Below are 25697 nucleotides of genomic sequence, written 5' to 3'. Positions count from 1 at the left end.
TCTTATGTTAAGGTTCAACAAGATTTAAATTGATTCTCGTAAACTATTACTGTGTATTTAAATACATCTTATGTTAAGGTTCAACAATTGAAAAAGCTTTTAATCTTAATAGAAAATATATTTAAATACATCTTATGTTAAGGTTCAACAAATTATCAATTAAGGTAATTAACTCTTTATTTTATTTAAATACATCTTATGTTAAGGTTCAACAAAGAAACAATAGAGAGATATATTCAGAATCAAGGAATTTAAATACATCTTATGTTAAGGTTCAACTTTAAGTTTTACTTTCTCAGCATCATTATCTAAAGTTATTTAAATACATCTTATGTTAAGGTTCAACAGAATGGCTATTTTAAACGAATTTACGGTAATAACAATTTAAATACATCTTATGTTAAGGTTCAACTCATCAACATTTTATTCAGATGATACAATATAAAGCATTTAAATACATCTTATGTTAAGGTTCAACAAAAGTGATTGATTTAAAAAATAAAATATTATCTATATTTAAATACATCTTATGTTAAGGTTCAACTATAAATATACCTATGGATGAAAAACATATAAATAATTTAAATACATCTTATGTTAAGGTTCAACCTTTTCACAAAATAGAATTTTAAGATATCCATTATAATTTAAATACATCTTATGTTAAGGTTCAACAAATGAATTTCTTAACAAAGCAAGAGAAAAATATCCATTTAAATACATCTTATGTTAAGGTTCAACAAAGTACAATATTAGAGAATGTGATAGCTCCTATATATTTAAATACATCTTATGTTAAGGTTCAACCCTTATCATTAATCGGTTTACCTGAAAGAGAAATCTATTTAAATACATCTTATGTTAAGGTTCAACAGAATCAGTATATGTTGAATCCTGAATGTTCTCTGAATTTAAATACATCTTATGTTAAGGTTCAACAAAGAGAAAATGGAAACAGATTACTTTTTCAAAAAAATTTAAATACATCTTATGTTAAGGTTCAACCCATTTCTAATTACTGCCTTATCACCTGCATATGCATTTAAATACATCTTATGTTAAGGTTCAACGCCATTGCGGCACTATTGAAATGTATTGTTTGATAATTTAAATACATCTTATGTTAAGGTTCAACTTTTTCTCTATTAGCTTTCATTGCACTATCAACTTTATTTAAATACATCTTATGTTAAGGTTCAACATTTAATAATTGTAGCAAAGGATATAATTTTATATTATTTAAATACATCTTATGTTAAGGTTCAACTAAACTATACATTGGTTGCTGTTATGGCGAACTTTGATTTAAATACATCTTATGTTAAGGTTCAACTTCCATATCTCTTATTTCTTTTTTGATTTCTTCATCATTTAAATACATCTTATGTTAAGGTTCAACATATATTATGATATTCAAGATGAAGTTGAAATTATATTTAAATACATCTTATGTTAAGGTTCAACAGAAAACGATGCAAAAATGACTGCTTTCTTAAATCATTTAAATACATCTTATGTTAAGGTTCAACCAATATTAGGTGAAACTTTAAAAAGATTTAATTTAAATTTAAATACATCTTATGTTAAGGTTCAACTAGATATTCTAAGGCAAATATGCCAGACTTTGCTTAATTTAAATACATCTTATGTTAAGGTTCAACTAAAAAATAAATAACGCCTATAATAGAGGCTATATAATTTAAATACATCTTATGTTAAGGTTCAACCTGAACAACAAGTAGGGGATGCTTTATTCTTTTATGCATTTAAATACATCTTATGTTAAGGTTCAACACATAAAAAATAAATAATGCCTCAAAAGGCTATATAATTTAAATACATCTTATGTTAAGGTTCAACTTAACTGTGCATATTGAATATATACAGTATATACTATTTAAATACATCTTATGTTAAGGTTCAACCGTCCAGAAGATGATTAAAAAGTTATAAAAATAAAATTTAAATACATCTTATGTTAAGGTTCAACAGGAATTGTATGGATGGGTGTAAGAAAAGCATGTATATTTAAATACATCTTATGTTAAGGTTCAACCGACCTTGAATTTTGCTATCAGTGTTCTATGTTTGTATTTAAATACATCTTATGTTAAGGTTCAACTAATATAGATGACTTAGATAAATACAATAAACAAAAATTTAAATACATCTTATGTTAAGGTTCAACAAATAAAATTCAATCACTTCAAAATAAAAAAGAAATATTTAAATACATCTTATGTTAAGGTTCAACTAATAAAAATTTACGGGAGATGGGTTTTATGTTAAAATTTAAATACATCTTATGTTAAGGTTCAACTCACTAGTATTATAGAAGGTATGGTTGATAGAAACTATTTAAATACATCTTATGTTAAGGTTCAACAATATACATGTTGAAGAAGATAATAGCTATATTACATTTAAATACATCTTATGTTAAGGTTCAACCTTGAAGTTCGTAACAAAGATATTAATAAAATAATATTTAAATACATCTTATGTTAAGGTTCAACGTCATATCCATTATATTTTCAAGATCTTTTTGGCAAATTTAAATACATCTTATGTTAAGGTTCAACGTATAAAGCAAAAGCTTTATATGAAGCCAGTGATCCATTTAAATACATCTTATGTTAAGGTTCAACATAAATATATAAAATAAATAAGAGGTAATAACATAATTTAAATACATCTTATGTTAAGGTTCAACATTATTATTAGTAGTATTATATCCTATAACACTAATTTAAATACATCTTATGTTAAGGTTCAACTACAATGTATTGGTAGAAAAAGAATTCAGGGATTAGAATTTAAATACATCTTATGTTAAGGTTCAACCATAAAAATTGTAATGAAAGGAGGTGAATTTTGTAATTTAAATACATCTTATGTTAAGGTTCAACGATGTATTATATGTTAAAAGAAAATGTAGGTATTAAATTTAAATACATCTTATGTTAAGGTTCAACCTATCCATAGTTAAATTTTTAAATATTATTTGTTCCTCATTTAAATACATCTTATGTTAAGGTTCAACTAAATGTATTCCCTGTATAAGAAAAATTATATTCTATTTAAATACATCTTATGTTAAGGTTCAACATACAACTCTAAATATAAAAGTTAGAGGTAAAGATAATTTAAATACATCTTATGTTAAGGTTCAACTATTTCTAAAGTGATATGCTTTTATAGCCTTGTATATTTAAATACATCTTATGTTAAGGTTCAACAGGAAGAACAATAAGCTCAGTAATGCAAAGAGTAAAATTTAAATACATCTTATGTTAAGGTTCAACAAAAGATTGCCATGACAATAATCGTTACCATATTTAATTTAAATACATCTTATGTTAAGGTTCAACATATTTGATATGGTTTTATTGGGATATTTTTTACCCATTTAAATACATCTTATGTTAAGGTTCAACCTGTCAATAGCCTAAATGTAGATACATCTAAAAATACATTTAAATACATCTTATGTTAAGGTTCAACTTTTTAGCAGCTCCAGTATTTATACTGGTTGTTGATTTAAATACATCTTATGTTAAGGTTCAACAGATACTTTATTATTTATTTTATCAGTATTTACATATTTAAATACATCTTATGTTAAGGTTCAACCAAGTGTTGGATATAAAGTAAAATTTATATATTAATTTAAATACATCTTATGTTAAGGTTCAACTTTCTTCAATCTTTACATGATTCTTTGTTTTCATTGATTTAAATACATCTTATGTTAAGGTTCAACAAAACCGAAGCAGAAGCAAAAATCAAATCAATAACATTTAAATACATCTTATGTTAAGGTTCAACAAAATATAAAGTAATAAGTAAGTAAATAAAAGAAGGATTTAAATACATCTTATGTTAAGGTTCAACCTAAAAGTAGTTTCAAATATGTTCCCACACTTACATATTTAAATACATCTTATGTTAAGGTTCAACATAGTCTAACTCCCTCAAATTGTCCGCCTTTTTCTATTTAAATACATCTTATGTTAAGGTTCAACATATAGCACCATATAAGTATTTATCAAATTTACCAATTTAAATACATCTTATGTTAAGGTTCAACATGATGATAAGGATAAAGTTAATGTCAACGATTCGTATTTAAATACATCTTATGTTAAGGTTCAACCCATCCCACGCTTAAAAGATGTGAGCCTTTCGCAATTTAAATACATCTTATGTTAAGGTTCAACACATGCTAAAAGAGTAGGTAAACAATTAACTTTTTAATTTAAATACATCTTATGTTAAGGTTCAACGGGGCTAGATATGGTTAATATAGCTAAAGAAATATAATTTAAATACATCTTATGTTAAGGTTCAACAGACAAGGAGTAGATGATTTCCCATATGTTTTTAAATTTAAATACATCTTATGTTAAGGTTCAACTTAACTGTGCATATTGAATATATACAGTATATACTATTTAAATACATCTTATGTTAAGGTTCAACAATAGTATTAATTTAGTACAAACTAATACTGATAGATTTAAATACATCTTATGTTAAGGTTCAACAGAATATAGAGTGCCAAAGAAAGAAATATATTATTTATTTAAATACATCTTATGTTAAGGTTCAACTTACCTTGCATTGTCTTAATAGCTATAGCATTTTGTATTTAAATACATCTTATGTTAAGGTTCAACTTTTGCCTGCTGATTTCCTTTTTCCTTTACAACAAATTTAAATACATCTTATGTTAAGGTTCAACAAGTACCTAGAAATTATAATGTTTTAGAACCACCAATTTAAATACATCTTATGTTAAGGTTCAACATTAATAAATGGAGATGATTAACATAAAAACATATTCATTTAAATACATCTTATGTTAAGGTTCAACTTAGAAAAGATTAATAATGCATTAGAAACTTTATCATTTAAATACATCTTATGTTAAGGTTCAACGAACGACGCCGATTTAATACTTCCTATAGATGTTGCATTTAAATACATCTTATGTTAAGGTTCAACTATTTTTAAGTAGCCTGCTCATAAAACAATCCCTAATTTAAATACATCTTATGTTAAGGTTCAACGTAAAGGAGTGGTTTAGTTGAGGACAATAACATATGATTTAAATACATCTTATGTTAAGGTTCAACGAGTGTCGGCGTACCTATTTATCCTTATTAGGATAGATTTAAATACATCTTATGTTAAGGTTCAACATATTATGTAGTATTAAATACTACATCTTGTAACATATTTAAATACATCTTATGTTAAGGTTCAACTAGAATTAAAGAAATATAAACCTCCTAAATTAAATAATTTAAATACATCTTATGTTAAGGTTCAACTTGTAATGCCACTCCATAATGTAGTAAAGAATATTTATTTAAATACATCTTATGTTAAGGTTCAACAAATAACCCTCCTATAGGTTTTATTTTCCTAGATATATTTAAATACATCTTATGTTAAGGTTCAACAAACCTCCTGTATAAGTATCCCCTTTAATATTACATATTTAAATACATCTTATGTTAAGGTTCAACAGAAACTGAGCAAGCAGCAGAGACACAACAAACTAAATTTAAATACATCTTATGTTAAGGTTCAACTAAATTTACAAGTGATTTAAATATAACTATGTCAAAATTTAAATACATCTTATGTTAAGGTTCAACCAGAAATGTGGGTATAATGGAGAGATAAAAATTATATTTAAATACATCTTATGTTAAGGTTCAACAACTAATTATAATTCCAGTTAAGGTTGTAATATTAATTTAAATACATCTTATGTTAAGGTTCAACTTATTTCTATAAAATTCATATTTTATTGTAAAATTAATTTAAATACATCTTATGTTAAGGTTCAACAAAAATAAATTCATATGAGCTTATTTCAATCATCATATTTAAATACATCTTATGTTAAGGTTCAACGTGTATAAACACTCATTTTATAGCAATGCTGCCAAACATTTAAATACATCTTATGTTAAGGTTCAACGTTTACCTCCTTGATATGTACAAGGTATTGTTAATATTTAAATACATCTTATGTTAAGGTTCAACAGACCAGAAAATGCAGTTGGTGCACATTGTCCAGGATTTAAATACATCTTATGTTAAGGTTCAACTTGCCACAAGGCGGTTGCTATCATAAGCAGAAACATATTTAAATACATCTTATGTTAAGGTTCAACAAAATGAAGGTACAATAAATATTATTGTTAATAAATTTAAATACATCTTATGTTAAGGTTCAACAATTCTGCAAAAAATAAAATAATAGATGTACGATAAATTTAAATACATCTTATGTTAAGGTTCAACTAGTGTAAAATAGGCATTCTTTATTTTTATTATAATCCTAAAAGTATTGATAATAAAGAGTTTAGTTGAAATTTTTCCAATCGTTTTTAGTTTTTTAGTAACTGAACCAAAAATGTTCTTTAAACTATTGTATTTCAATGACTTAAGGCACTTTTATTTTAAAAATTGGTTGGAAAAGTGTTTTTAATTTTAACTCAATATAATACCTACTTAAATCATATATATTTTAAAATCATTCCTTAGCTTTTAACAACCTTACCCACTAGAGCTGTCTTTTACAAAACTTAAAAGGATAACTGTCAGAAGACCCCAAACCCATGAATGTGTACATTACATGTTAATGTTTACCTTATATAAACCAAATATCCCCCTCCTCCATTTTATATTATTAACATTATTTGAAACACAAAAACTAGCCTAATATCAATATACTAAGCTAGTTTCACTGTAACAAATGGACTCAAAGCATTGCAGCCCATTTAAAGCTTAAAGAGGTTGGGAAAATCATAGTATTAAATTTTCGGTGTTTTTATCATTTGTGCCTAAAGTTTCTTCATCAAAACAGCTGTCATTCATGAGTTTTATTATTGTAACAAAATCACTGTCTTCTATGATTTTATTCAGTTCACTTTTCAACTTTATCATTTTAGAAGGGGTTATTGCTCCTCTAAAAACAGAATTTTGATGGTGATGAAAATACTTTTTACATATTTTAAATACTTTATTTACTCTTTTTTCATTTACATCATAAAATAAAAATGCATAGTTGAAGTTAAAATTTTTTCCCATGGCAATCCTCCAAATCACATCATATTTTTCAAGCTAAAAGGTTTAAACTCTTCACCTTCCACCAGATATTTTATAAGTTTATATCCATCTAGTCTTATGGCTGTCTTGTAACTTACTTTCCTTTTAAGTTTCTTGTGATCAAAAACACTTTCAAATCTCTGTTCAATTGCTTGTACAAATACTTTCTTTCCTTCCTCATTTAAAAGACAGTAATTGTATTTCTTATCAAAGTGCTTGCTCACTTGAATTTGTTTTGTATTAACTAAATCAAAAATTGTTCTATAAACTATTACAGGTTTAAATACCTCAGATAAGTCAAGACTTAGAGAAAACCTTCCTTCAGATGGTTCATGTAAATAACTTATTGTCTGATTTAAATGAGTATTATAAATTTGAGATACAGTTTTAGAATATAATATTGAATTACCAAATGATATAAGTGCATTTATAGGATTATCCGGCGGTCTCTTAACCCTTTTATTTAGTATAAAATCTTCAGGCAGTATGTATTTAAAACATTCATAAAATCTCTGCCATATTTCCCCTTCAACTCTCAATATCTGTTTTATCCCTAAATTAGGATCTTCCATATACTCTGGGACCTTTTCCCTTATCCATTCAATTGTAGGTTCTACTTCTTTTTTATCATGTCTATAATAATGATATAGTACCTGAGATATATTTTCACCTATGCCGCTGACAAATGATTTTGCTACATAATTCCTATTATTCAAAAAAGCCTCTACTTGTTTTATAGTGACCTTGCCGCTTACAAGACTTTCTTTTGGATAAAAAGTTCCGCTGTAATATCCATAGTAATTGAAAAAATGAATAACTATGCCAGCCTTTGCTGCAAAATCAAGGAATTTACTGTTTATTGTAATTTCATTCATGCAGTATATTTCCCGCAGTGATTCTATAGGAAGATAAAAGTTTCCCTTTTCATTATGAAATACTACAGAATTATCTTTTCTTTTAAGTTCTCCCATACTCATCAAATATTTAGTACCGCTAGCCATTAAAACTCACCTTCTTAAAATATAGTTTAGATATAACAATATTCATAGTAGGCACATTTTCTGCATCCTTTAATTTTCCCGACTTTAGGAGGCATATCTTCCTCAAGCAATTTTTCCATTTCAATATTCAACTCTTTTAATTTCTTTTCATTTTCTTCTGTAAGACTCACATATACTATTTTTTTATTCTGCTTATTTTTCTCCTGAAATTCAATTTTTCCTTCTCTAACTATTCCCTTTCTTTTTAATATGCTGAGATAAAATAGTACCTGCCATTTTACCGCTTCTACATCTGCATCAGATTTTTTTACTTCAACCAAATAGTCTTTTGTAATCTTATCTATTTTTACATTATCTATGGATATTTCTGCATTTTTCTTTCCTTCAGCTTTTAATTCATGAATTGCTTTTCCAATCTTTACATCTTCATTTGTATATTCCATATTGATTCTATTGGCATGGAGCCAGAATTGCCTTTTACAATGAAAATAATAATTTATGAGTGTACCGTTAATTTTCATATTAGCCTCTCCCAATCACAATATTATATTTGCTGCATCAATCTCCTCTCCTATAAATATCTCTTGATTAAATCTGCCATCTTTTATGTATTTTTCTCCATCTGAAATGTAATATATATTTCCCAGCAAATCATTGTACTGCTGTGGTATTTCTTTTACTTTATATATGAAATAGCTTAAAAATGAATTTATTTTTGATAGTTTTACTTTCTTTTCTGCATACTCAATGTTGTTATCCATTAAAATCTCTTTATATTCATTCCAGACATTCTCCCCATATATAACTTCATTATTCTCCATTTTTATTTTTCTAGAAATAAATACAGTATATTTTTTTTGATCATTATCTATAAGTTTCATATGCTCTTGTATAGCTTTAAAATTCATAGAATTTAAGCTTTTAATAAAAGCATCATATCCATAATCATTTTTTTCCTGTTTTTTTATTCTTATTTTCTCTATAACTTTTTCATAGTATTTTTCAAAATCTTTTTCTTTTAAAAGTTCTTGAATTTCACCTTGAATTAAGGTAAGTTCTTTTTCTTTTCTCACATCACCTTTGTAAATAATTTTGCAATCATCAATTTTAAAAAATTTCACCCTGCCTTTTTTTAGACACGATCTATTTATTCTTCCCATAAACTGCTCTTCTGCATCCAAAATAGATATATTTTTATAACCCAAGTCCATATCTATATCGACTCCTGCTTCTATTATCTGTGTAGCTATTAAAATTAGTTTCTTATTTTTATCTTTTGCCATCTTTACAATTTTACTTCTGTCAACTTTATTATCATCTGCAGTCATAATTGCAATTTCATGTCCATAATCGTTATAAAAATTTTTATTCATGTAATCAAAGAATTTATCCGCTTTCTTTTTAAATATGAATTCAATCAATATTTTATTGTTATCTTTGCTTTCAAATTGTATATCTTCCATTAGGTTCTGGAATTGTTCTTCAATTTCTTGCCCTAAATCAATAATTTCAAATTTTACCCTATCCTTAAAATACGGATTTTTAAAATACTTGCTTCTATTTTGTATTAAATATGTAAAATTACAGCTGTCACCATTAATTAATTTATTTAATCTTGGAAGAGTGGCTGACATTATTATTACTTTTATATTTAAAAGTTCCGAGTATGAATCCAAAAAATTAATTATTTCCTTCCATATTTCATTTTTATAACTTTGTATTTCATCCAATATTATTACTGAATTGCATATGTTTATAAGCGGGAAAACTTCTTCTCTACTTGTTCCAAATAGTGAATTAAAAAAATTGACATGAGTGGTTATTACAAAAGGATAATTTATAAAAATTCTGTTCAAAAGTGATTTTTCATAGTCAATTTGTTTATTGGTATCTAAATCAAACACATCTTTATCCACCGTTTTTATGGGGTTTATTGAGTTTATAACAGATATATTTTCTCTTACCAAACTATCATTTTTAAATATTTTTATAAATTCATTTTTCGTCTGTTCAACTAAAGTGTTAAATGGAAATACATAAAAAAGTTTGTTTATTCTACTATCTGAATTTAATATAAGTCTTGCTAAATTCATTGATGTTATAGTTTTACCTGCCCCAGTTGGTGCTTCAAGATAATATATATTTTTGTCTTTATTTTTTAAATAATTTTTTTCAGATTCAATAGTTATTTCAGATCTCAATTGATTTATATTGTTATATTTTCCATTAGTGACTGGATTCTTTTCATAGTCTCTTATGCTCTTTAAAATATCATAGTTTTCTATATCCATACTAAACCTTTTTTTCAATTTGTCATTTATAATTCCGATATCATTTACCCTTTCTCCATTCATAAACTGAGATGTTGCATAGTAGTCTGCTGCTGTAAGTATAGAAAATAGCAGCTTAGAATAAATATATAGAGTAAAATTTAATCTGTCATTTGATAAAAAGCAGTCTTTTATATATTCACGTGAATTATAAAAAGATTTATGAATTACTACATTTCCCAATGTATCCATATTTAAATCAGGGTAATAAGTTTCTTTTTTATAATTTTCTGGGAAGTTCTCTAACTTTTCTTTATAATCTCCTATGTTATACAAAAATCCATGGTGCCTTGATATTACATAAGAATTTAAATACATAAAATATTTTAAATAGAATCTGTCATGTCTTTTTTTTATTTTGTTTATCTTTTCATTGAAATAACTTACATATATATAAGATCCAAGTAATGAATGATTTCTCTCCCCTGTTGAATTATTTTGGTATAATTTATTTAGCATTTTATCATGCTGAAATGCTGGATTAATTTTTCCCATATCATGCATGTATATAGTGTTTGCAAACATCTCTTTCCACAAATAAATTACATCTTCACTTTTATCTTTTAAAATATCCTTTTGTAAATTACTGAATATATTGTTTAAATTTTTTTCTCTGCATATAAAATTAAAATATTTATAGGTTAATTTTATATGCTCCATAAGTTTTTCTCTTCTAGTTTTATCATTTCTATCCATATGAGCATATATGCTATCTAAATTATCTATAAAAGATTCTGCATGAAACATCTCCACATCATCAAAATACACAACAATCACCCTCTACAAAATTTAAAAAAAATATAAATTTTTATCTAATTCCTCGTCTTTATATACATCTACCCCTTCACTAACCGACTCTATACACATATTTGTCTCTGTAAAATCAGAAAATTGATATTGATTTAAATCTTTATCAAGAGCTGCTGGAAGATATTCAGTATACTTCCATGCAGTATCACTATCATCTTCTTCATCTTGGTATTTATCTATTTTAAAATAATCTGTTTCAAAAATACTATCTACCTTATCTATATCATCTATTTTACAAACTTCAAGTTCACTAACATCAGTTATATCTGCAAAATGATCATTGGTACCAAGGTATGGTATAAACTTAGCTTTATTTTTCTTAATCATATTTGAAAATTCATCTGTTACATTATCTATTTTTACATAAATCAACCATTCTGGTTCCTGCAGCCACTGTTCTTTTACTATGAGGTTTCCTCCGCTCTCTTTGCTTGCATATCCTACAGAATTATTAAATGACTGAACTTTTTTAGTTATATATCCATGCTTATTAAGAGTTATTATCGCAACTTTAGCATCCTTAAGTTTTTCGTAAAATTCAGGATATACATTATTTTTAAAATCTCTACTTTGTGTATTGTATCCTCCAAGACCAAGAATACTTCCCATTATTCCAAGAAGGGCTATTTTGTGTATATTACCATATGTAAAATAATAATAAGTATTTACATCAGGCTTTTTAAAGAATGCAGTTCTACCAGAAAGCTTGAACCTTACTACTTTCATGCCTTAAACCTCTTTTCTTGTAAATATATTAAAAAGCTTAGCTCCTTTTGGTATGTTATTTAGTTTTAACTTGTAGTCATTATAATAAATTTCTATACTTTTAACGTCATCTTTAATTTGATCTAATATTTTATCTAAATTAAAAGTAATTATGTCTTTATCTTCTCCTTTATCAAAATCCATAAATTGAGTTAAATTTGGAAGATAAGTTTCCTCATTTGTTTCTATAAATAGTGCAAATTCATTTTCGCAGCCTGCCTTGGCATTTGTATTTAATGCAGTTGCACCTATTAATGATCCATCCTTAAATTTTTTGTAATCACCTTCTGTATAACCTTCCGTAACTTTCATATCTACATAATCTCTATAAGAAATTGGATTTATATAAAATGGATACAAATAGTGTGCCTCATCACTTACAATTTTTGTTCCAAGTGTACTTTGATTTGCTTCTTCTGCTTCTTTTCCTTCTTTAGGTTTTTTATCACTTCTAAATGGAGAAAGTATTTGCTGTTCTTCTGCATTGGAACCTTTATACACATTAAATCCTTGTCCTATCTGCACTGCTCCTGTAATTGCTATATTATTTCCTTCCTCTGCAAATGTGGCTCCAAAAGATTTTACATCGAGTGCAGAAAATAAATTTTTAAGTATAATTGTACTTTCATCTTTTTTAGTAAGAGTTGTATCAAATACTTGATTGTATCTTTCCTCAAGAGATCTTGGTCTTATCTTGCCTTTGTCAGTTTTGAATGATTTTATATATAGTATTTTTTCTCCAGTATCTTCCCAATACTTTTTTATACTGTATTTAAGTGCCTTGTCACTTCCAAATATAGATCCATCACTAATTGTCTTTGGATAACCGCTAAAATCAGCATTCCAATTTGCCATAATAGATTTAATTCCAATAACGCCGTATACTCTTTTCATTTAATTTGCCTCCTCATTTTTATTCTCTTTTTCAGATTTTTTATATATTAAACTAGGGCATAAAAAACCTGCTATTATAAGATCCTGATCAATTTCTTCTTTTGACTTATATGCTGAAACCATATAATACATATTATTAAATCTAAAGGAATTTTGTATTGCATAGCTGTATTTTATAAATAACCTTCTTAATTTTTCCTTTATAAATTTATTGTTTTTTGCATTTAAAAAAGGATTTATAAAAGAATAATTTTTACTTGAAGATTTATTTAAACTATAAAAGTATTTAAGAAGCTGACCTATGCAAAAATAGTATTCTTCATCATCTTCTATTTCAACTTTATACTCTAAATCTTCTTTAATATTTATCTTTTCATCTATACTCTTTCGAACATTCTTAATAACTTTATCCATATTATTTCCTCCCTTTTTATTATTAAAATATTGAAGTACTGCATGCCTTAAATTAAATTGATTTATTGCCTTGTTTATATTCCCTTGATCTATGGAATTGCATAAAAGATACAATGTCATATTGTTCCAAAATGTGTTTACTAAGAAATCTTCTCCTTTATAGAACCAAGTATAAAAACCATACCTATATTTTAAAAGACATTCTTTAACTTTGGCATCATTCAAATTTATATCTTTTGCCTTTGTAAAAAAATTATTTTCCAGGTACTTGTTAAAAAATATTTCGCTTATCTTCTTTTTAACTTCATATATATTACCTAAATTGCCTAGTGATAATTCAAACTTTTTTCCAATGCCTTCATCTATTATAGGAATAATTTCTATATTTCTTTTCAATTTATACCTATACTCAGTTATAGAATCATAATCTGCAATTTCAACTTCTTTTCCCTTGTTTACTCTTAAAAAATATCCATTAAAATCATTCTTTCTATTATCCTTGGAATTTACAGCTTCTATATCATCGCTGGCATATATATAGTTTTTATTTTCCGCTGAATAATTCATGAAATAATCAAATAACTTTTTCTCCATGGAAATACTTTTATCATCTACAAGTACTGGTAATTTACTTTTTCTTGTTTTATTTTCTAGATAAGGCTTTTTTGAATTCAATCCCATGTTAAAATCCGGCAGACCATAAACCTTATCATCAATCTTAACATTATAATCTGTGCTATTATAAATATTAGGTATTATATATCTTTGACTTTCTCTTTCATAACTTTTAAAATCAGTATGATAGAATAGCTTAAGATAAGTTTTATCCAACTTTATACGATTTGTTATTTTTTCTATATTTTGTTTTATCCAGTTTCTTATTTTGTCTACAAGCTCTCCATCCGGCTCCTCATTTTCTTCTGCGAACTTTAGATAGAGTTCAAGACTTTTTTTCTTGCCTTTATATTTAATTTCAGGATTTTTTAAAATATCATAATATTTATCTATTATTTGTACGTTTAATTTTCCTTCAGATGAATCTAAGTTTTCTTTTTTAACATAAAAAGCATACATATTATTACTGTGTATTATCTTGGCTGGATCTATTGGCTTATTCATTGAAATAAGTCCGCTAACATAGTCCAACTCTGCAAATTTTCTATAGTCATCTTGTGATTTATCCGTTTTTTTATTTATATTAAATATTTCTATGTCATCTCCATTATCATCTAATGTAAACTCGGCATAGTCACCAGGTGAAAGTATATAGTTATCTACAATTAAAGCATCACCTCTTTTTTCATATTCTTTGCTAAATATTTTACAGATTTCATTTATCAAATATATTCACCTCTATTTCTATTTGATGTATTGATAATTCATAAATCCGTAGCCTCTTGGACACATATCAGCTGTACCTGTTCCAAGCAGTATATATGCAATATTTTGGGCATCACTATTTGTTTCTAACGTTAGCGTTATTTTGTCACCAAGAATCTTTTTACCTTTGAAGTTAGCAGCTATTGGCTTCTTATTATCTATTCTTGCATAGCTAAATAACTTTAAACTTTTATCTATAGATTCTCCTGTTAAAATTTCATACTTTTTTATACTGCTTGTTCTTATATATTCAAAAAAATTTTCTTCAGTGTGTCCATTTCTCCAATATACAGTTTTTTGATTTCCTGGAATTTTAACTATTATAGGAGTTATGCTGTATATTCTATCTATAGGCTTTTTAAGTATATTTTTACTTTGACACACAAGTACTTTTATCTTTGAAGTATACTCATTAGATAAAAACTTTAAAAAGTGATTTTTCAATTTTAATCCTATACATCTCAACTGAAAATTGTAAATACAGCCTTTCTTATACATTTTAGTTGCTACATCCAGAGGATACAGACTGTTGAAACAGTAATTTTTCATGATGTTTTCTTCATGAAAATTTTTTAAATCTTCGTTTTTATAAAAAGATTTGTCAATTAATTTGCTTAAATCTTCAAGTGCCTCTTCTATTGTAATATCTTCTAAAATATATACCTTTACATTTATCTCAATTACATCCATAATAATTCTCCATTCATTTGTATATTACACATTGTGATGTACTAAATTCCATATATACCATTATTCGACTTACTTACAAAAACTCCTGCAAATATCAGGAGTTTTTTTAGAAAACTTACTATAAAGTAAAATATTTTTTATATTGTTCAAGTTTTTATTAGCAACTTTGCTGCATGCATTTTATTTGCCAGATATCCTGTAGCCAGTATTAAAATCAACTATATTTTTTAATGGCTCCTGTTTCTTAAAATGCTCAAGGTTTTCGATACTTATGTTAACAATTCTTCTCAATGTTTCTGGAAGGTGAAAAAATCCTGATATATGAGGAGTAATAACAACTCCTGGTGCATCCCATAATCTATGTTCATCAGGTAATGGTTCTGGCTCTGTTACATCAAGACCTGCTCCACTAATAATTCCACCTTCAAGAGCATCACACAAATCCTCAGTACATATTGATCTTCCTCTTCCTACATTAAGAATAATTGCATCTTTCCTCATCAAATTAAATTTATCCTTATTAAATAAGTGATAAGTATCCTTTGTTCCCGGAAGACATAAAGCCACTACATTCGCTTTAGGTAAAACATCATCTAATGCTTCCATTGTATATAATTCATCAATATACTCTGGCTTTTGTCCTTTAGTCCTTTTTATACCTATTGTATAACTTCCAAGTGCTTTCATTTTTCTGGCAAAATCTCCTCCAATATTGCCAAGTCCCACAATTAGTGTAGTACTTCCTTCTATTGAAGTAACATTTCCCTCATCTTTCCACGTATGTTTCATTTGATTCATGTAATATAAATTCAGCTTCTTTTTAATTTCAAGAAGCATACCTAACATGTGTTCAGATATTGCAAGACCATACGCACCAGTAGCATTTGTAAGATATGCTCCTTTAGGAATTACACCAGCTTCACAGTATCCATCTGTGCCTGCACTATTTAGCTGCAGCCATTTAAGTTTTCTGCTTCCCTTTATGTATTGCGGCGGAACATTTCCAATGATTATATCAGCACTTTTTACAATTTCATCAGTAATTTCTTTAGTGGATATAAAAATATACTCTGCCTCCGGCATCTTTGATTGAAGTTTTTCTTTTTCTTTTTCGTTTAGCGGAATCACAACCAAAACTTTCATATATTATCACTTCCTTTAACATCCATTATACTATACAAATATCAACTTAATACCATTTTTTACACCCCTGGGGTATCAAAGCTATTGATTCATAAGGTCTGAGAATTAGAACATCTTTTGTATTTTTTAATGATACATTATAATTACTTATTAAGGTTTCAACACTTTTGTTTTTAATCTCATCAGGCAGCTTCAAAGTTAATTCTTGACCATAGAAATTATTTATAACTATAATTTTATTATTTTTATAAACCCTTTGATAAGCAAAAACTTTTGGGTGCTCTAACAGCAGCGGCAAGTAGTGACCTGAAATAATCGTTTTGTTGTTTTTACGTAAATGAATCAGCTTTTGATAATAATTAAAGATTTCACCATGTGCTAATTCGTCTTTTACATTGATTGTTTGTTGATTTGTTGGTTTCAGCCACGGCGCTGCACTAGAAAAACCGGCCTCAATGCTGTTATCCCATTGCATTGGAGTTCTGCTGTTATCACGTGATTTAGTTTTTATAATTTCAAAAGCTTCTTCAGGAGATACTCCCCCTTGTAACAACTCCTTGTAAGCATTATGAGATTCTATATCAACATAATCTTCCATACTTTGATAATCAGGATCAGTCATACCTATTTCTTCACCTTGATAAATGTACGGCGTACCCCTTAAAAGATGAATTGAAGTTGCCAGCATTTCAGCTGATTTTTCACGGTAGTTTTTAGGATCTCCAAATCGATTTAGAGCTCTAGGTTGATCGTGGTTATTCCAAAATAAAGCAGTCCATCCCCCATGTTTATCCATTTCTATTTGCCATTTATTTAAAAAATGTTTGAGTTTCATAAAGTCAAAAGGAACCTTATTCCACTTTTTACCGTTTTCATAATCAACCTTTAAATGGTGGAATGTAAAAACCATTGAAAGTTCATGATTTTCTGGTTTAGTATAATCAATTGATTTTTGTATTGTAGTGGATGACATTTCACCTACAGTAATACTATCAATATCCTGCCCGAAACTATTTTTATTTAATTCTTGTAAATATTTTTGCACTGCAGGTGTATCTGTATATAATAACTTCTCTTGAGCAGTATTTCTTGAGTCTACTAACTTTTCAGATTTGCCTGTTACATTAAATACATCAAATCTAAAACCTTTGACACCTTTATTTTTCCAAAAATTAATAATATCACTCGCTTCTTTACGAACATTTGGATTATGCCAGTCAAGGTCTGCTTGAGAAGGAGCATAAAGGTGTAAATAATATTTCCCAGTATCTCCAAAGGGTTCCCATGCTGAACCGCCAAATTTTGATTGCCAATTAGTTGGCAGTGTTCCGTCAGCTTTTGGACTGCGAATGTAGAAATAATCTTGATACTTTTTTTCACCAGCTAAAGCTCGTTTAAACCATTCATGTTGAGTTGAACAGTGATTGAAGACCATATCGAGCATAATTTCGACATTTATTTCCTTTAATTTAAAAACTAATTCTTTAAAATCCTGCATTGTTCCAAATAATGGATCTATATTATAGTAATCTGCAACATCATAACCATTATCTTTTTGTGGTGAAACAAAGAATGGATTGAACCATATCATATCTATGTTCAATTTTTTTATATATGGTATCTTTTTAATAATTCCACGTATATCACCTATTCCGTCACCATTGCTGTCATAAAAAGATTTTGGGTAGATTTGATAGATTACTTTTTCACCTAATTGATGCATAATTCTTCTCCTTACTTTTTGTTATTTGTAATTACTTTTTTTCTTCGTGCAAAATCGATAAACCTAAATTTATCCGGGCGGTGATATGAAGCAGTAATTTGAAATAAAGTAGTATCAGCTAGATAACTGTAACTTCTAACAACAACTACTAGATTATCACCTTTTAGTTGTAAACAATTAGCTATATGCTGGTCAGCTTTTTCAACAGTTATTTCTTTTGTAGCATATGAAATATCAAGCCCAAGTGTACCTTCCAAATATGCATAAATTGAATTATCAGCAACACCTTCAGGTAATTCTGTAACAGTAGGACTCAACAAATAATCTTGATCCACTACCACAGGTTCACTATTTACTTTACGCAGCCTTTCCACATAGATAGCTGGTGTATTTTTTGCAACTAAATCACGTGCTAATTTTTCAGGTACGAAGGTTTTTTCCTGATTTAAGGTGGTAGTAACAGCATGCATACCTAAAGATTCATTCAATTCTTTAAAACTAGTTATTCCTGAAATAGGAAAAGTGTATCTCTGTATATCTAAAACTATAGAACCCTTACCTTTAATTTTTTGAATCAAACCTAATTCATTTAATTGTCCCAGAGCCCGACGAATTGTTTCACGTGATGTACCATATAATTCACAAAGTTGATGTTCACTTGGTAAGAATTCTCCAATTGCATATTGTTCATGTTTAATTTTATTAGCAATATCTTGTGCTATTATATTTTGTTTATTTATATTTCCCATAATGATATTCACGTCCTTCCTTCATTACTCTTTTATTTATTATAACATACTTGTATATACATGCGATGATATTTAATAAAATCATGTAAATATTGATATGAAACGAGTTTTCATTTTTTTAATTTCAGCATTGACTATTGTCTATACAGGGTCTATTATTATTATAAAAGACGATGAAAGTGATTAAAATTTGCTGGTTCATACAAGGGGGGGAAGGAAATGTTTGATATATTTGCTAGAAATAAATTAAAAAATTTAAATGTCTATGCACCTGTTAGCGGTCATGTGATTAATTTGACAGAGGTTAAAGATCAAGTTTTTGCATCTGGTGCTGTTGGAATAGGTTTTGGAATGGAGCCTACTTCAAATGAAATTTTATCACCAGTAGACGGAAAAATTGTGATGATAGCTAATACAAAACATGCTATTGGCATTACTACTAAGCAGGGTTATGAAATTTTATTGCATTTAGGTATTGATACTGTTGAACTTAATGGTGAACCTTTTTCAATGTATGTAAACGTTGGCCAAAAGGTTAAAATTGGCAGTAAACTTGTCAATATGGACATAGCTAAAATTAAAAAGGCTAACTTAGAACCTACAGTAATAACGCTTGTTACTAACGCGAAAGAAAAAGCCGTAGATTTTGAATTAAATACTGCTGGGGAAGATTTACTAGAAGGAAAAATTGTTGGAAATATAAAAGTCAATAAGGAGTGATAAAGTATGGCTAAGAAAGATTATACAAACCTGGCCAAGACAATTATAAAAAATGTAGGGGGAAAGGAAAATATTAAAAATCTTATACATTGTATTACCAGGCTGCGTTTTTATTTAAAAGATGAAACTATTCCTAATGATGATGTTCTGCGTAATAGTGATGGTATTATTGATGTTATTAGGGCTTCCGGTCAATATCAAGTAGTTATTGGTAATGATGTTACAAATGTTTTTGACGCAGTAATGAAGGAATTAGGTACTGAATTTGCAGATAAACCAGTAGAAAATGTAGAAGAAAATGAAAATGATAATAAAATTTCTAAAGGCATCAATAAATTGATTGGCATTATCACTGGTTCGATGACTCCGGTTATTGGTGTTATTGCTGCTTCCGGTATTATAAAAGGTATTTTGGCATTATTAACTCTACCTCAATTGGGAGCTTTATTGAATCCAAATAGTACTATTTATATTACTATTAGTGCTATGGCTGATTCAGCATTTTACTTTTTACCAGTTATCGTCGGTTTTTCAGCAGCTAAGCGTTTAGGCGGCGATCCTATTATAGCAGCTGTTATAGGTGGAGTTTTGACGTATCCTCAAATTGTTACCTGGGGCAAAGGGTTCAAACCTATGTTTTCTATTGCTGGATTCCACTTTCAATATTTAAACTACACTTATTCTATTTTTCCAATGATTTTAGCTGCATGGCTAGCTAAAAAACTTGAAACTTGGTTAAAAGAGAAACTGCCAAGCTATTTGCAAATGATTTTTAATCCTTTGATCACTATACTTGTTGTCAGCAGTATTACATTAGTTATTACTGGACCAGTAATTCAAGGTTTAGCTAATGGAATTGCTGATTTTATTAACTTATTAGTTACTGCATCTGGATGGCTAGGTGGTTTAATAATTGGTGGATTCTATCAAATCTTGGTTATCTTTGGACTTCATTGGGGTGTTGTGCCTTTAGTTGCACAGCAAATTTCCAGCAGCGGTCACAGTTCATTAAATGCTATTATTTCCGGAACAATGGTTTCACAAGGTGCTGCTGTTTTGGCGGTTGCATTGAAGTCAAAGAAGGACAATCTTAAGAGTTTAGGTATTGCCTCAGCTATTTCAGCATTTTGCGGTGTAACAGAACCTGCAATTTATGGTGTAAATTTAAGATACCGCAAAGTATTTATTTCTGGCTTGATTGGTTCAGCTGCTAGCGGACTTATAACTGGTTTAATGCATGGTAATATGTATGGCTTTACTGGTTCATTAATTGGATTCTCATCTTTCTTCAATCCAAAGAATCCAACTGAACTAAATAGTTTTTATGCTTTCTTATTATCGAGTGCTGCGGCTATTATAATTAGTTTTATTACAACATGGTTTTGGGGATATAATGATAATATGGCTGCGAGAAATAAGGTTGAAAAGAAACAGAATCCCGGCAAGGTGCATTAAAATAAATTATTGCGGTTTAATAAAGTAATTATAAAAAATTAATTATTAATAATGATATGTTTCTCATAATTTAATATAGATAAATATAAAGATAAAGCACTCTAAAACTTAAAATTTATTTGTACCAAAATGCTGTATTTTAGGCATTTTGGCGCACATGAATTTTGATAGTTGAAGTGGTTTATCTTTATAAATAATAGATTATACTATGCTCATGCAAAGCAAATCACGAATGGTCATTTTGACAAGAGTATATTTCTCTCAATTTTCTATAAAGAGTTACTCTTGGTATACCTAATTCCTTTGATGTTTTAGATTTATTAAAATTATTTCTTATTAAAGTTTCTATTATTATTTTATTTTCTAACTCTAAAACGGATTTTTTTAAATTACCACTATGAGTTTTTATTTCATTACAGCAGTCTTTATCATCTTTATTTAAACCCAGTATATATCCTGGTATACTATCCATACCAATAACCTCATTTTTAGATAGTACAGTTATTCTTTCTATCACATTATTTAACTCCCTTATATTTCCCGGCCAATCATATAGACATAATATGTTTACAACATTCTCTGGAAACCTTTTAAGTATTCCATAACTTTTATAAAATTTATCAGTAATACATTTAATTAAAATTGGTATATCTGATTTTCTTTCTCTTAATGGCGGTATCTCCAAATTTAAAACGTTAATCCTATAATATAAATCTAACCTAAATTCACCCTTATTCACTTTCTCTAATAAGTGACAGTTAGTTGCAGCTATAACTCTTACATCTATATTGAGGATTTTATTACTTCCTATTGGTTCTATCTCCTTTTCCTGGAGTACTCTAAGAAGCTTTGTCTGCATATTCACTGGCAATTCTCCTATTTCATCAAGGAAGATTGTTCCTGTATTTGCTAACTGAAATTTTCCTATCTTCCCCTTTTTTGATGCACCAGTAAATGCACCTTCTTCATAGCCGAAAAGTTCCGATTCCATAAGATTTTCTGGTATTGCTGCACAATTCACTCTTATAAAAGGCTTGTCCTTTCGCCTGCTTTTATGATGAATGGCATGAGCAAAAAGTTCTTTTCCAACCCCACTTTCACCAGTAATTAAAACAGTAAAATCAGTATCTGCAAATATACTAGCTTGATTTTTGCATTTCTGCATATTGGGAGAATTAGTTAAAATATCGTCAAAGGTATATTTTGAACTATATAACTTAGGTATATTAACCATTTTATTTATATTTAAATTTCTCATTAAGTGATTTTCATTTATTAAATTATAAAGATAATTTAAATCATCAATTATTATGATACTAACTCCACCAATTATTCTCTTATTATGAAAAATTGGAATTCTATCAGCTATAACCTCTTTTCTACCTTCTAGCTTATGTCTATGTCCAATTTCAGCTTTACCAGTTTTAAGTACTATTGGGAGTCTAGCATTGGGATCTATATCACTAACACATTTTCCTTTCACCTCTTCATTTTTCATACCTAGATAATCTAAAAATCCATTATTTAAAGAAACTATTTTACATTTGGAATCAACAAAGACTATGGGGACTGGTATTTGATTAAAAACCATATCCATTGACTTACACATATATTCTTTTATCATCTTACTTGTCACATCTTTACTGAATTCCATTTTTCCACCTCCCTTTATAAAAAATAATATATTTAATTGTATCAAAACAAATTATAGGCATCTTTACTTATACTTTGTAATTAATTGTTACATTTTCAAACTTAAAATTGTAACAATTAATTACACTATGTTATAATATTATTTCTATTTTTTGAATTTTATGATTACTTGTATTGCAAAAAAAATATTAATTTTAAGTATATCATTCTATTTATCTTTATGTAAAATCTTTAATTTTCCTATATTATGTCTTTTGGAACGGTAATTGCTATATATAAAGTTAAATTAAAGTATATTTGGAAAATTTAAAATAATGTATTACCAAGCCACGTACTTCATCACTTTAAAAATTTTATTATTTAAAAGGAGTGTGAAAACAATGACATTTAGTTCTATTCAGTGCTTCCTCATAGTCATGGGATTTTTGCTCGTAGGGGAAGTCGTATCGAACAAAACTAAAGCTTATGTTCCTTCTGTATTTGTTTCTGCTGTTTTATTCATGCTGGGATTTTGGACATTCGCACCTAAAGATCTTGTTTCTCAAGCTTCTTTCGGTCCTTCCTTTGTATCCATATGCATGAGTTTACTTCTTGTACATCTTGGCACTCTAATGAGTCTGCGTAAACTTATAGATCAATGGAAAGCAGTTGTAGTTGCAGTATGCGGAATATGTGGAATTATCTTACTTACTATGACTATAGGAAACCTATTATTTGATTGGCATATAGTTATTGCAGCAACTCCACCACTAACTGGCGGCATAGTAGCAGCTGTGTTGATGTCAGAAGGATTAAAGGCTAAAGGACTTATGGAGCTAGCAGCATTACCTATAGCAATGTTTATTACACATAGCTTTTTTGGATATCCGCTTACTTCTTGGTGTCTTAAAAGAGAAGGTCGAAGATTAATTACAGACTTTAGGAAAAATGGCCCAGATTCAAAAGAAATTGGAGCTAGCAAAAAACTTACTGGAGATGCTAACAGAAAAAAACTTATACCTCCTCTTCCTGAATCTTATAGAACAACATCAATGATACTCTTTAAAGTAATGATAGTTGCAATATTAGCAAACTGTGTTTCAAATCTTCTACATGGAGCTCTTAACCAATATGTAATTTGTCTTATATTTGGTGTAATCTTCTGTGAGTTAGGATTTCTGGAGGAAAGGGCTCTTGTTCAAGCTGGAGTTTTTGGATGGCTTATTTGCGGTCTTTTAGCATATGTACTTTCTGGTTTATCTGCTGTTACACCACAACAGCTTTTAAACATAATAGTTCCAATAATAGTTCTAATAATACTAGGATTAATTGGTATGTTCCTAACGTCAGCGCTTATTGGAAGATTTCTTGGTTTTTCAAAGGAAATGGGGTTTGCCTGTGCGCTTACAGCACTATTTGGATTTCCAGCAGACTATATAATTACTCATGAGGTATGTAAATCTGTAAGTGAATCTGAAGAGGAGAGGCTTTATATAGTAGATATAATTCTTCCTCGAATGCTTGTAGGCGGTTTTGCAACAGTATCCATTGCTTCAATAATAATTGCAAGTATATTCTTAAAGTTACTATAAAACCAAATTGTATAAGCTTAATCTTTGCTAACCTTATTATCACTTAATAAATATTATTAATTTAGGGGGCGTATGCAGATGAACAGCATACTTGAAAAATCAAAACAAATACAAGATTGGGTTGTTAATTTAAGAAGGGATTTCCATAGACATCCTGAACCATCACTTAAAGAAATCAGAACTTCAAAAATAGTTGCAGACGAACTTTCAAAAATGGGAATTAAGGTTTATCATATCTGTGGAACTGGAGTAATAGGTATATTAGAAGGAAAAGCTCCTGGAAAAGTTATTGCTTTAAGAGCAGATATGGACGCACTTTCCGTTACTGAAAAAACCAATCTTCCCTTTGCTTCAGAAAATCCAGGATTTATGCATGGCTGCGGACATGATTGTCATACATCAATGCTTTTAGGCGCCGCAAAGCTCTTATCTGAAATGAGGGATCAATTTAATGGTACTGTAAAATTTATATTTCAACCAGCTGAGGAATTAGCAGTAGGTGCTAAAAAATTAGTGGAAAATGGTGTGTTAAAAAATCCTGACGTAGACTTCATTTTCGGCATGCACATATGGGCTGATACTCCTTTAAATAAGGTAATACTTCAAGAGGGACCTTTTATGGCAAGTGGAGATATTTGGAGTCTAAATATAAAGGGAAAATCCAGTCATGGTTCTGCCCCATGGCAGGGAATAGATGCAATTGTCTGTGCCTCAGCAATTATACAAAGTATACAAACAATTCCAAGCAGAATAAATGACGCCAGATCACCTATAGTAATAAATGTGGGTACAATAAAAGGCGGAGAAAGATTCAATGTTACTCCTGGAGATGTTCAAATAGAAGGTATGAATAGAGCTTTTAGTGCATATTCTAGAAAAAAAATACCTGAATGGATTGAAAAAATAGCGAAAAATACCTGTGAAGCTTATGGATGCAAGTATGAATTTAATTATAATTTTAAATGTGCTGTAACAGTAAATGATAGACAAGGAACAAAACTTATTAAAAACTCAATTATAAAGCTTATTGGAGAAGAAGGTATTATTCCATCTGAAAAAATAATGGGCTCTGAAGACTTTTCAGAATACCTTGAGCATGTACCTGGAGTGTTAATGCTGTTAGGTGGAAGAAATGAAAAAAATGGCTGCTGTTACTCTCATCATTCAAACTACTTTAATGTAGATGAAAATGCATTGCCAATAGGTGTTGCATCTTATGTTCAAATAGCTCTTGATTACCTCAATGATTAGATATTATTTAACACAAAAAT

16 protein-coding genes and 1 CRISPR repeat array (1 of these 17 only partly in view) are annotated in these 25697 nt (G+C 28.4%); of the genes, 4 read left to right on the top strand and 12 right to left on the bottom strand.

Annotation, left to right across the window (positions count from 1 at the left end):
• Window positions 1-6321: direct repeats of the CRISPR family, unit length 30 nt; unit sequence ATTTAAATACATCTTATGTTAAGGTTCAAC (it extends 1656 nt beyond the left edge of the window).
• 504 nt (window positions 6322-6825) lie between these two features.
• The 11 genes from cas2 to treR form a co-directional block, all read right to left on the bottom strand.
• A complete protein-coding gene (gene cas2 / locus EBB51_RS06720; RefSeq protein ID WP_123053755.1) occupies window positions 6826-7110 on the bottom strand; it encodes a CRISPR-associated endonuclease Cas2 in 285 nt (94 codons plus the stop codon).
• 14 nt (window positions 7111-7124) lie between these two features.
• Window positions 7125-8129 carry a type I-B CRISPR-associated endonuclease Cas1b gene (gene cas1b, locus EBB51_RS06715; RefSeq protein WP_123053754.1) on the bottom strand — a complete coding sequence of 335 codons (1005 nt, stop codon included), beginning with the start codon at window positions 8127-8129 and terminating at the stop codon, window positions 7125-7127.
• A 26-nt stretch (window positions 8130-8155) separates the two neighbouring features.
• The gene (gene cas4 / locus EBB51_RS06710) at window positions 8156-8650 is read right to left on the bottom strand and encodes a CRISPR-associated protein Cas4 (RefSeq protein ID WP_123053753.1); all 495 of its coding nucleotides are present in this window, start codon (window positions 8648-8650) and stop codon (window positions 8156-8158) included.
• Between the two features lie 15 nt (window positions 8651-8665).
• The gene (cas3, locus tag EBB51_RS06705) at window positions 8666-11227 is read right to left on the bottom strand and encodes a CRISPR-associated helicase Cas3' (protein ID WP_123053752.1); all 2562 of its coding nucleotides are present in this window, start codon (window positions 11225-11227) and stop codon (window positions 8666-8668) included.
• A gap of 21 nt (window positions 11228-11248) precedes the next feature.
• The gene (gene cas5b / locus EBB51_RS06700) at window positions 11249-11995 is read right to left on the bottom strand and encodes a type I-B CRISPR-associated protein Cas5b (protein WP_123053751.1); all 747 of its coding nucleotides are present in this window, start codon (window positions 11993-11995) and stop codon (window positions 11249-11251) included.
• A gap of 3 nt (window positions 11996-11998) precedes the next feature.
• A complete protein-coding gene (locus EBB51_RS06695) occupies window positions 11999-12928 on the bottom strand; it encodes a type I CRISPR-associated protein Cas7 (RefSeq protein ID WP_123053750.1) in 930 nt (309 codons plus the stop codon).
• Window positions 12929-14683, bottom strand: a complete 1755-nt coding sequence (locus EBB51_RS06690; protein WP_123053749.1) for a hypothetical protein — start codon at window positions 14681-14683, stop codon at window positions 12929-12931.
• Window positions 14684-14701: 18 nt separating this feature from the next.
• Window positions 14702-15412, bottom strand: coding sequence for a CRISPR-associated endoribonuclease Cas6 (locus EBB51_RS06685; protein ID WP_123053748.1), 711 nt, complete (start codon window positions 15410-15412; stop codon window positions 14702-14704).
• Window positions 15413-15592: 180 nt separating this feature from the next.
• Window positions 15593-16555, bottom strand: a complete 963-nt coding sequence (locus EBB51_RS06680; RefSeq protein WP_123053747.1) for a D-2-hydroxyacid dehydrogenase — start codon at window positions 16553-16555, stop codon at window positions 15593-15595.
• Between the two features lie 46 nt (window positions 16556-16601).
• A complete protein-coding gene (treC, locus tag EBB51_RS06675; protein ID WP_123053746.1) occupies window positions 16602-18278 on the bottom strand; it encodes an alpha,alpha-phosphotrehalase in 1677 nt (558 codons plus the stop codon).
• A gap of 11 nt (window positions 18279-18289) precedes the next feature.
• A complete protein-coding gene (gene treR / locus EBB51_RS06670; protein ID WP_123053745.1) occupies window positions 18290-19027 on the bottom strand; it encodes a trehalose operon repressor in 738 nt (245 codons plus the stop codon).
• Between the two features lie 219 nt (window positions 19028-19246).
• Between treR and EBB51_RS13745 the strand changes: the two genes are divergently transcribed.
• Both EBB51_RS13745 and EBB51_RS06665 read left to right on the top strand, forming a co-directional pair.
• Window positions 19247-19747 carry a PTS glucose transporter subunit IIA gene (locus tag EBB51_RS13745; protein WP_207667295.1) on the top strand — a complete coding sequence of 167 codons (501 nt, stop codon included), beginning with the start codon at window positions 19247-19249 and terminating at the stop codon, window positions 19745-19747.
• Between the two features lie 6 nt (window positions 19748-19753).
• On the top strand, window positions 19754-21202 hold the full coding sequence (locus tag EBB51_RS06665) for a PTS transporter subunit EIIC (protein WP_207667294.1): 1449 nt from the start codon (window positions 19754-19756) through the stop codon (window positions 21200-21202).
• A 226-nt stretch (window positions 21203-21428) separates the two neighbouring features.
• Here the strand turns inward: EBB51_RS06665 and EBB51_RS06660 are convergent, their stop codons facing one another.
• Window positions 21429-22856 carry a sigma 54-interacting transcriptional regulator gene (locus EBB51_RS06660; RefSeq protein WP_207667293.1) on the bottom strand — a complete coding sequence of 476 codons (1428 nt, stop codon included), beginning with the start codon at window positions 22854-22856 and terminating at the stop codon, window positions 21429-21431.
• A 379-nt stretch (window positions 22857-23235) separates the two neighbouring features.
• On the opposite strand from EBB51_RS06660, the gene EBB51_RS06655 reads away from it, so the two are divergent.
• Complete coding sequence (locus EBB51_RS06655) at window positions 23236-24426, top strand: hypothetical protein (protein WP_123053744.1); 1191 nt, start codon at window positions 23236-23238, stop codon at window positions 24424-24426.
• A gap of 78 nt (window positions 24427-24504) precedes the next feature.
• The gene (locus EBB51_RS06650; RefSeq protein ID WP_123053743.1) at window positions 24505-25677 is read left to right on the top strand and encodes an amidohydrolase; all 1173 of its coding nucleotides are present in this window, start codon (window positions 24505-24507) and stop codon (window positions 25675-25677) included.
• Window positions 25678-25697 lie beyond the last annotated feature (20 nt).

This window comes from Clostridium sp. JN-1, assembly GCF_003718715.1.
In the GTDB taxonomy this organism is placed as follows: Bacteria; Bacillota; Clostridia; order Clostridiales; family Clostridiaceae; genus Clostridium_AV.
The sequence above is the reverse complement of the archived record's forward strand: the minus strand, read 5'-3'. Positions and strand labels throughout refer to the sequence as shown.

What these genes read in the sequence shown, in the direction of transcription:
- cas2 (WP_123053755.1), bottom strand. Translation starts at nt 7,110, where the DNA reads ATGGGAAAAAATTTTAACTTCAACTATGCATTTTTATTTTATGATGTA.
- cas1b (WP_123053754.1), bottom strand. Translation starts at nt 8,129, where the DNA reads ATGGCTAGCGGTACTAAATATTTGATGAGTATGGGAGAACTTAAAAGA.
- cas4 (WP_123053753.1), bottom strand. Translation starts at nt 8,650, where the DNA reads ATGAAAATTAACGGTACACTCATAAATTATTATTTTCATTGTAAAAGG.
- cas5b (WP_123053751.1), bottom strand. Translation starts at nt 11,995, where the DNA reads ATGAAAGTAGTAAGGTTCAAGCTTTCTGGTAGAACTGCATTCTTTAAA.
- EBB51_RS06695 (WP_123053750.1), bottom strand. Translation starts at nt 12,928, where the DNA reads ATGAAAAGAGTATACGGCGTTATTGGAATTAAATCTATTATGGCAAAT.
- EBB51_RS06685 (WP_123053748.1), bottom strand. Translation starts at nt 15,412, where the DNA reads ATGGATGTAATTGAGATAAATGTAAAGGTATATATTTTAGAAGATATT.
- EBB51_RS06680 (WP_123053747.1), bottom strand. Translation starts at nt 16,555, where the DNA reads ATGAAAGTTTTGGTTGTGATTCCGCTAAACGAAAAAGAAAAAGAAAAA.
- treC (WP_123053746.1), bottom strand. Translation starts at nt 18,278, where the DNA reads ATGCATCAATTAGGTGAAAAAGTAATCTATCAAATCTACCCAAAATCT.
- treR (WP_123053745.1), bottom strand. Translation starts at nt 19,027, where the DNA reads ATGGGAAATATAAATAAACAAAATATAATAGCACAAGATATTGCTAAT.
- EBB51_RS13745 (WP_207667295.1), top strand. Translation starts at nt 19,247, where the DNA reads ATGTTTGATATATTTGCTAGAAATAAATTAAAAAATTTAAATGTCTAT.
- EBB51_RS06665 (WP_207667294.1), top strand. Translation starts at nt 19,754, where the DNA reads ATGGCTAAGAAAGATTATACAAACCTGGCCAAGACAATTATAAAAAAT.
- EBB51_RS06660 (WP_207667293.1), bottom strand. Translation starts at nt 22,856, where the DNA reads ATGGAATTCAGTAAAGATGTGACAAGTAAGATGATAAAAGAATATATG.
- EBB51_RS06655 (WP_123053744.1), top strand. Translation starts at nt 23,236, where the DNA reads ATGACATTTAGTTCTATTCAGTGCTTCCTCATAGTCATGGGATTTTTG.
- EBB51_RS06650 (WP_123053743.1), top strand. Translation starts at nt 24,505, where the DNA reads ATGAACAGCATACTTGAAAAATCAAAACAAATACAAGATTGGGTTGTT.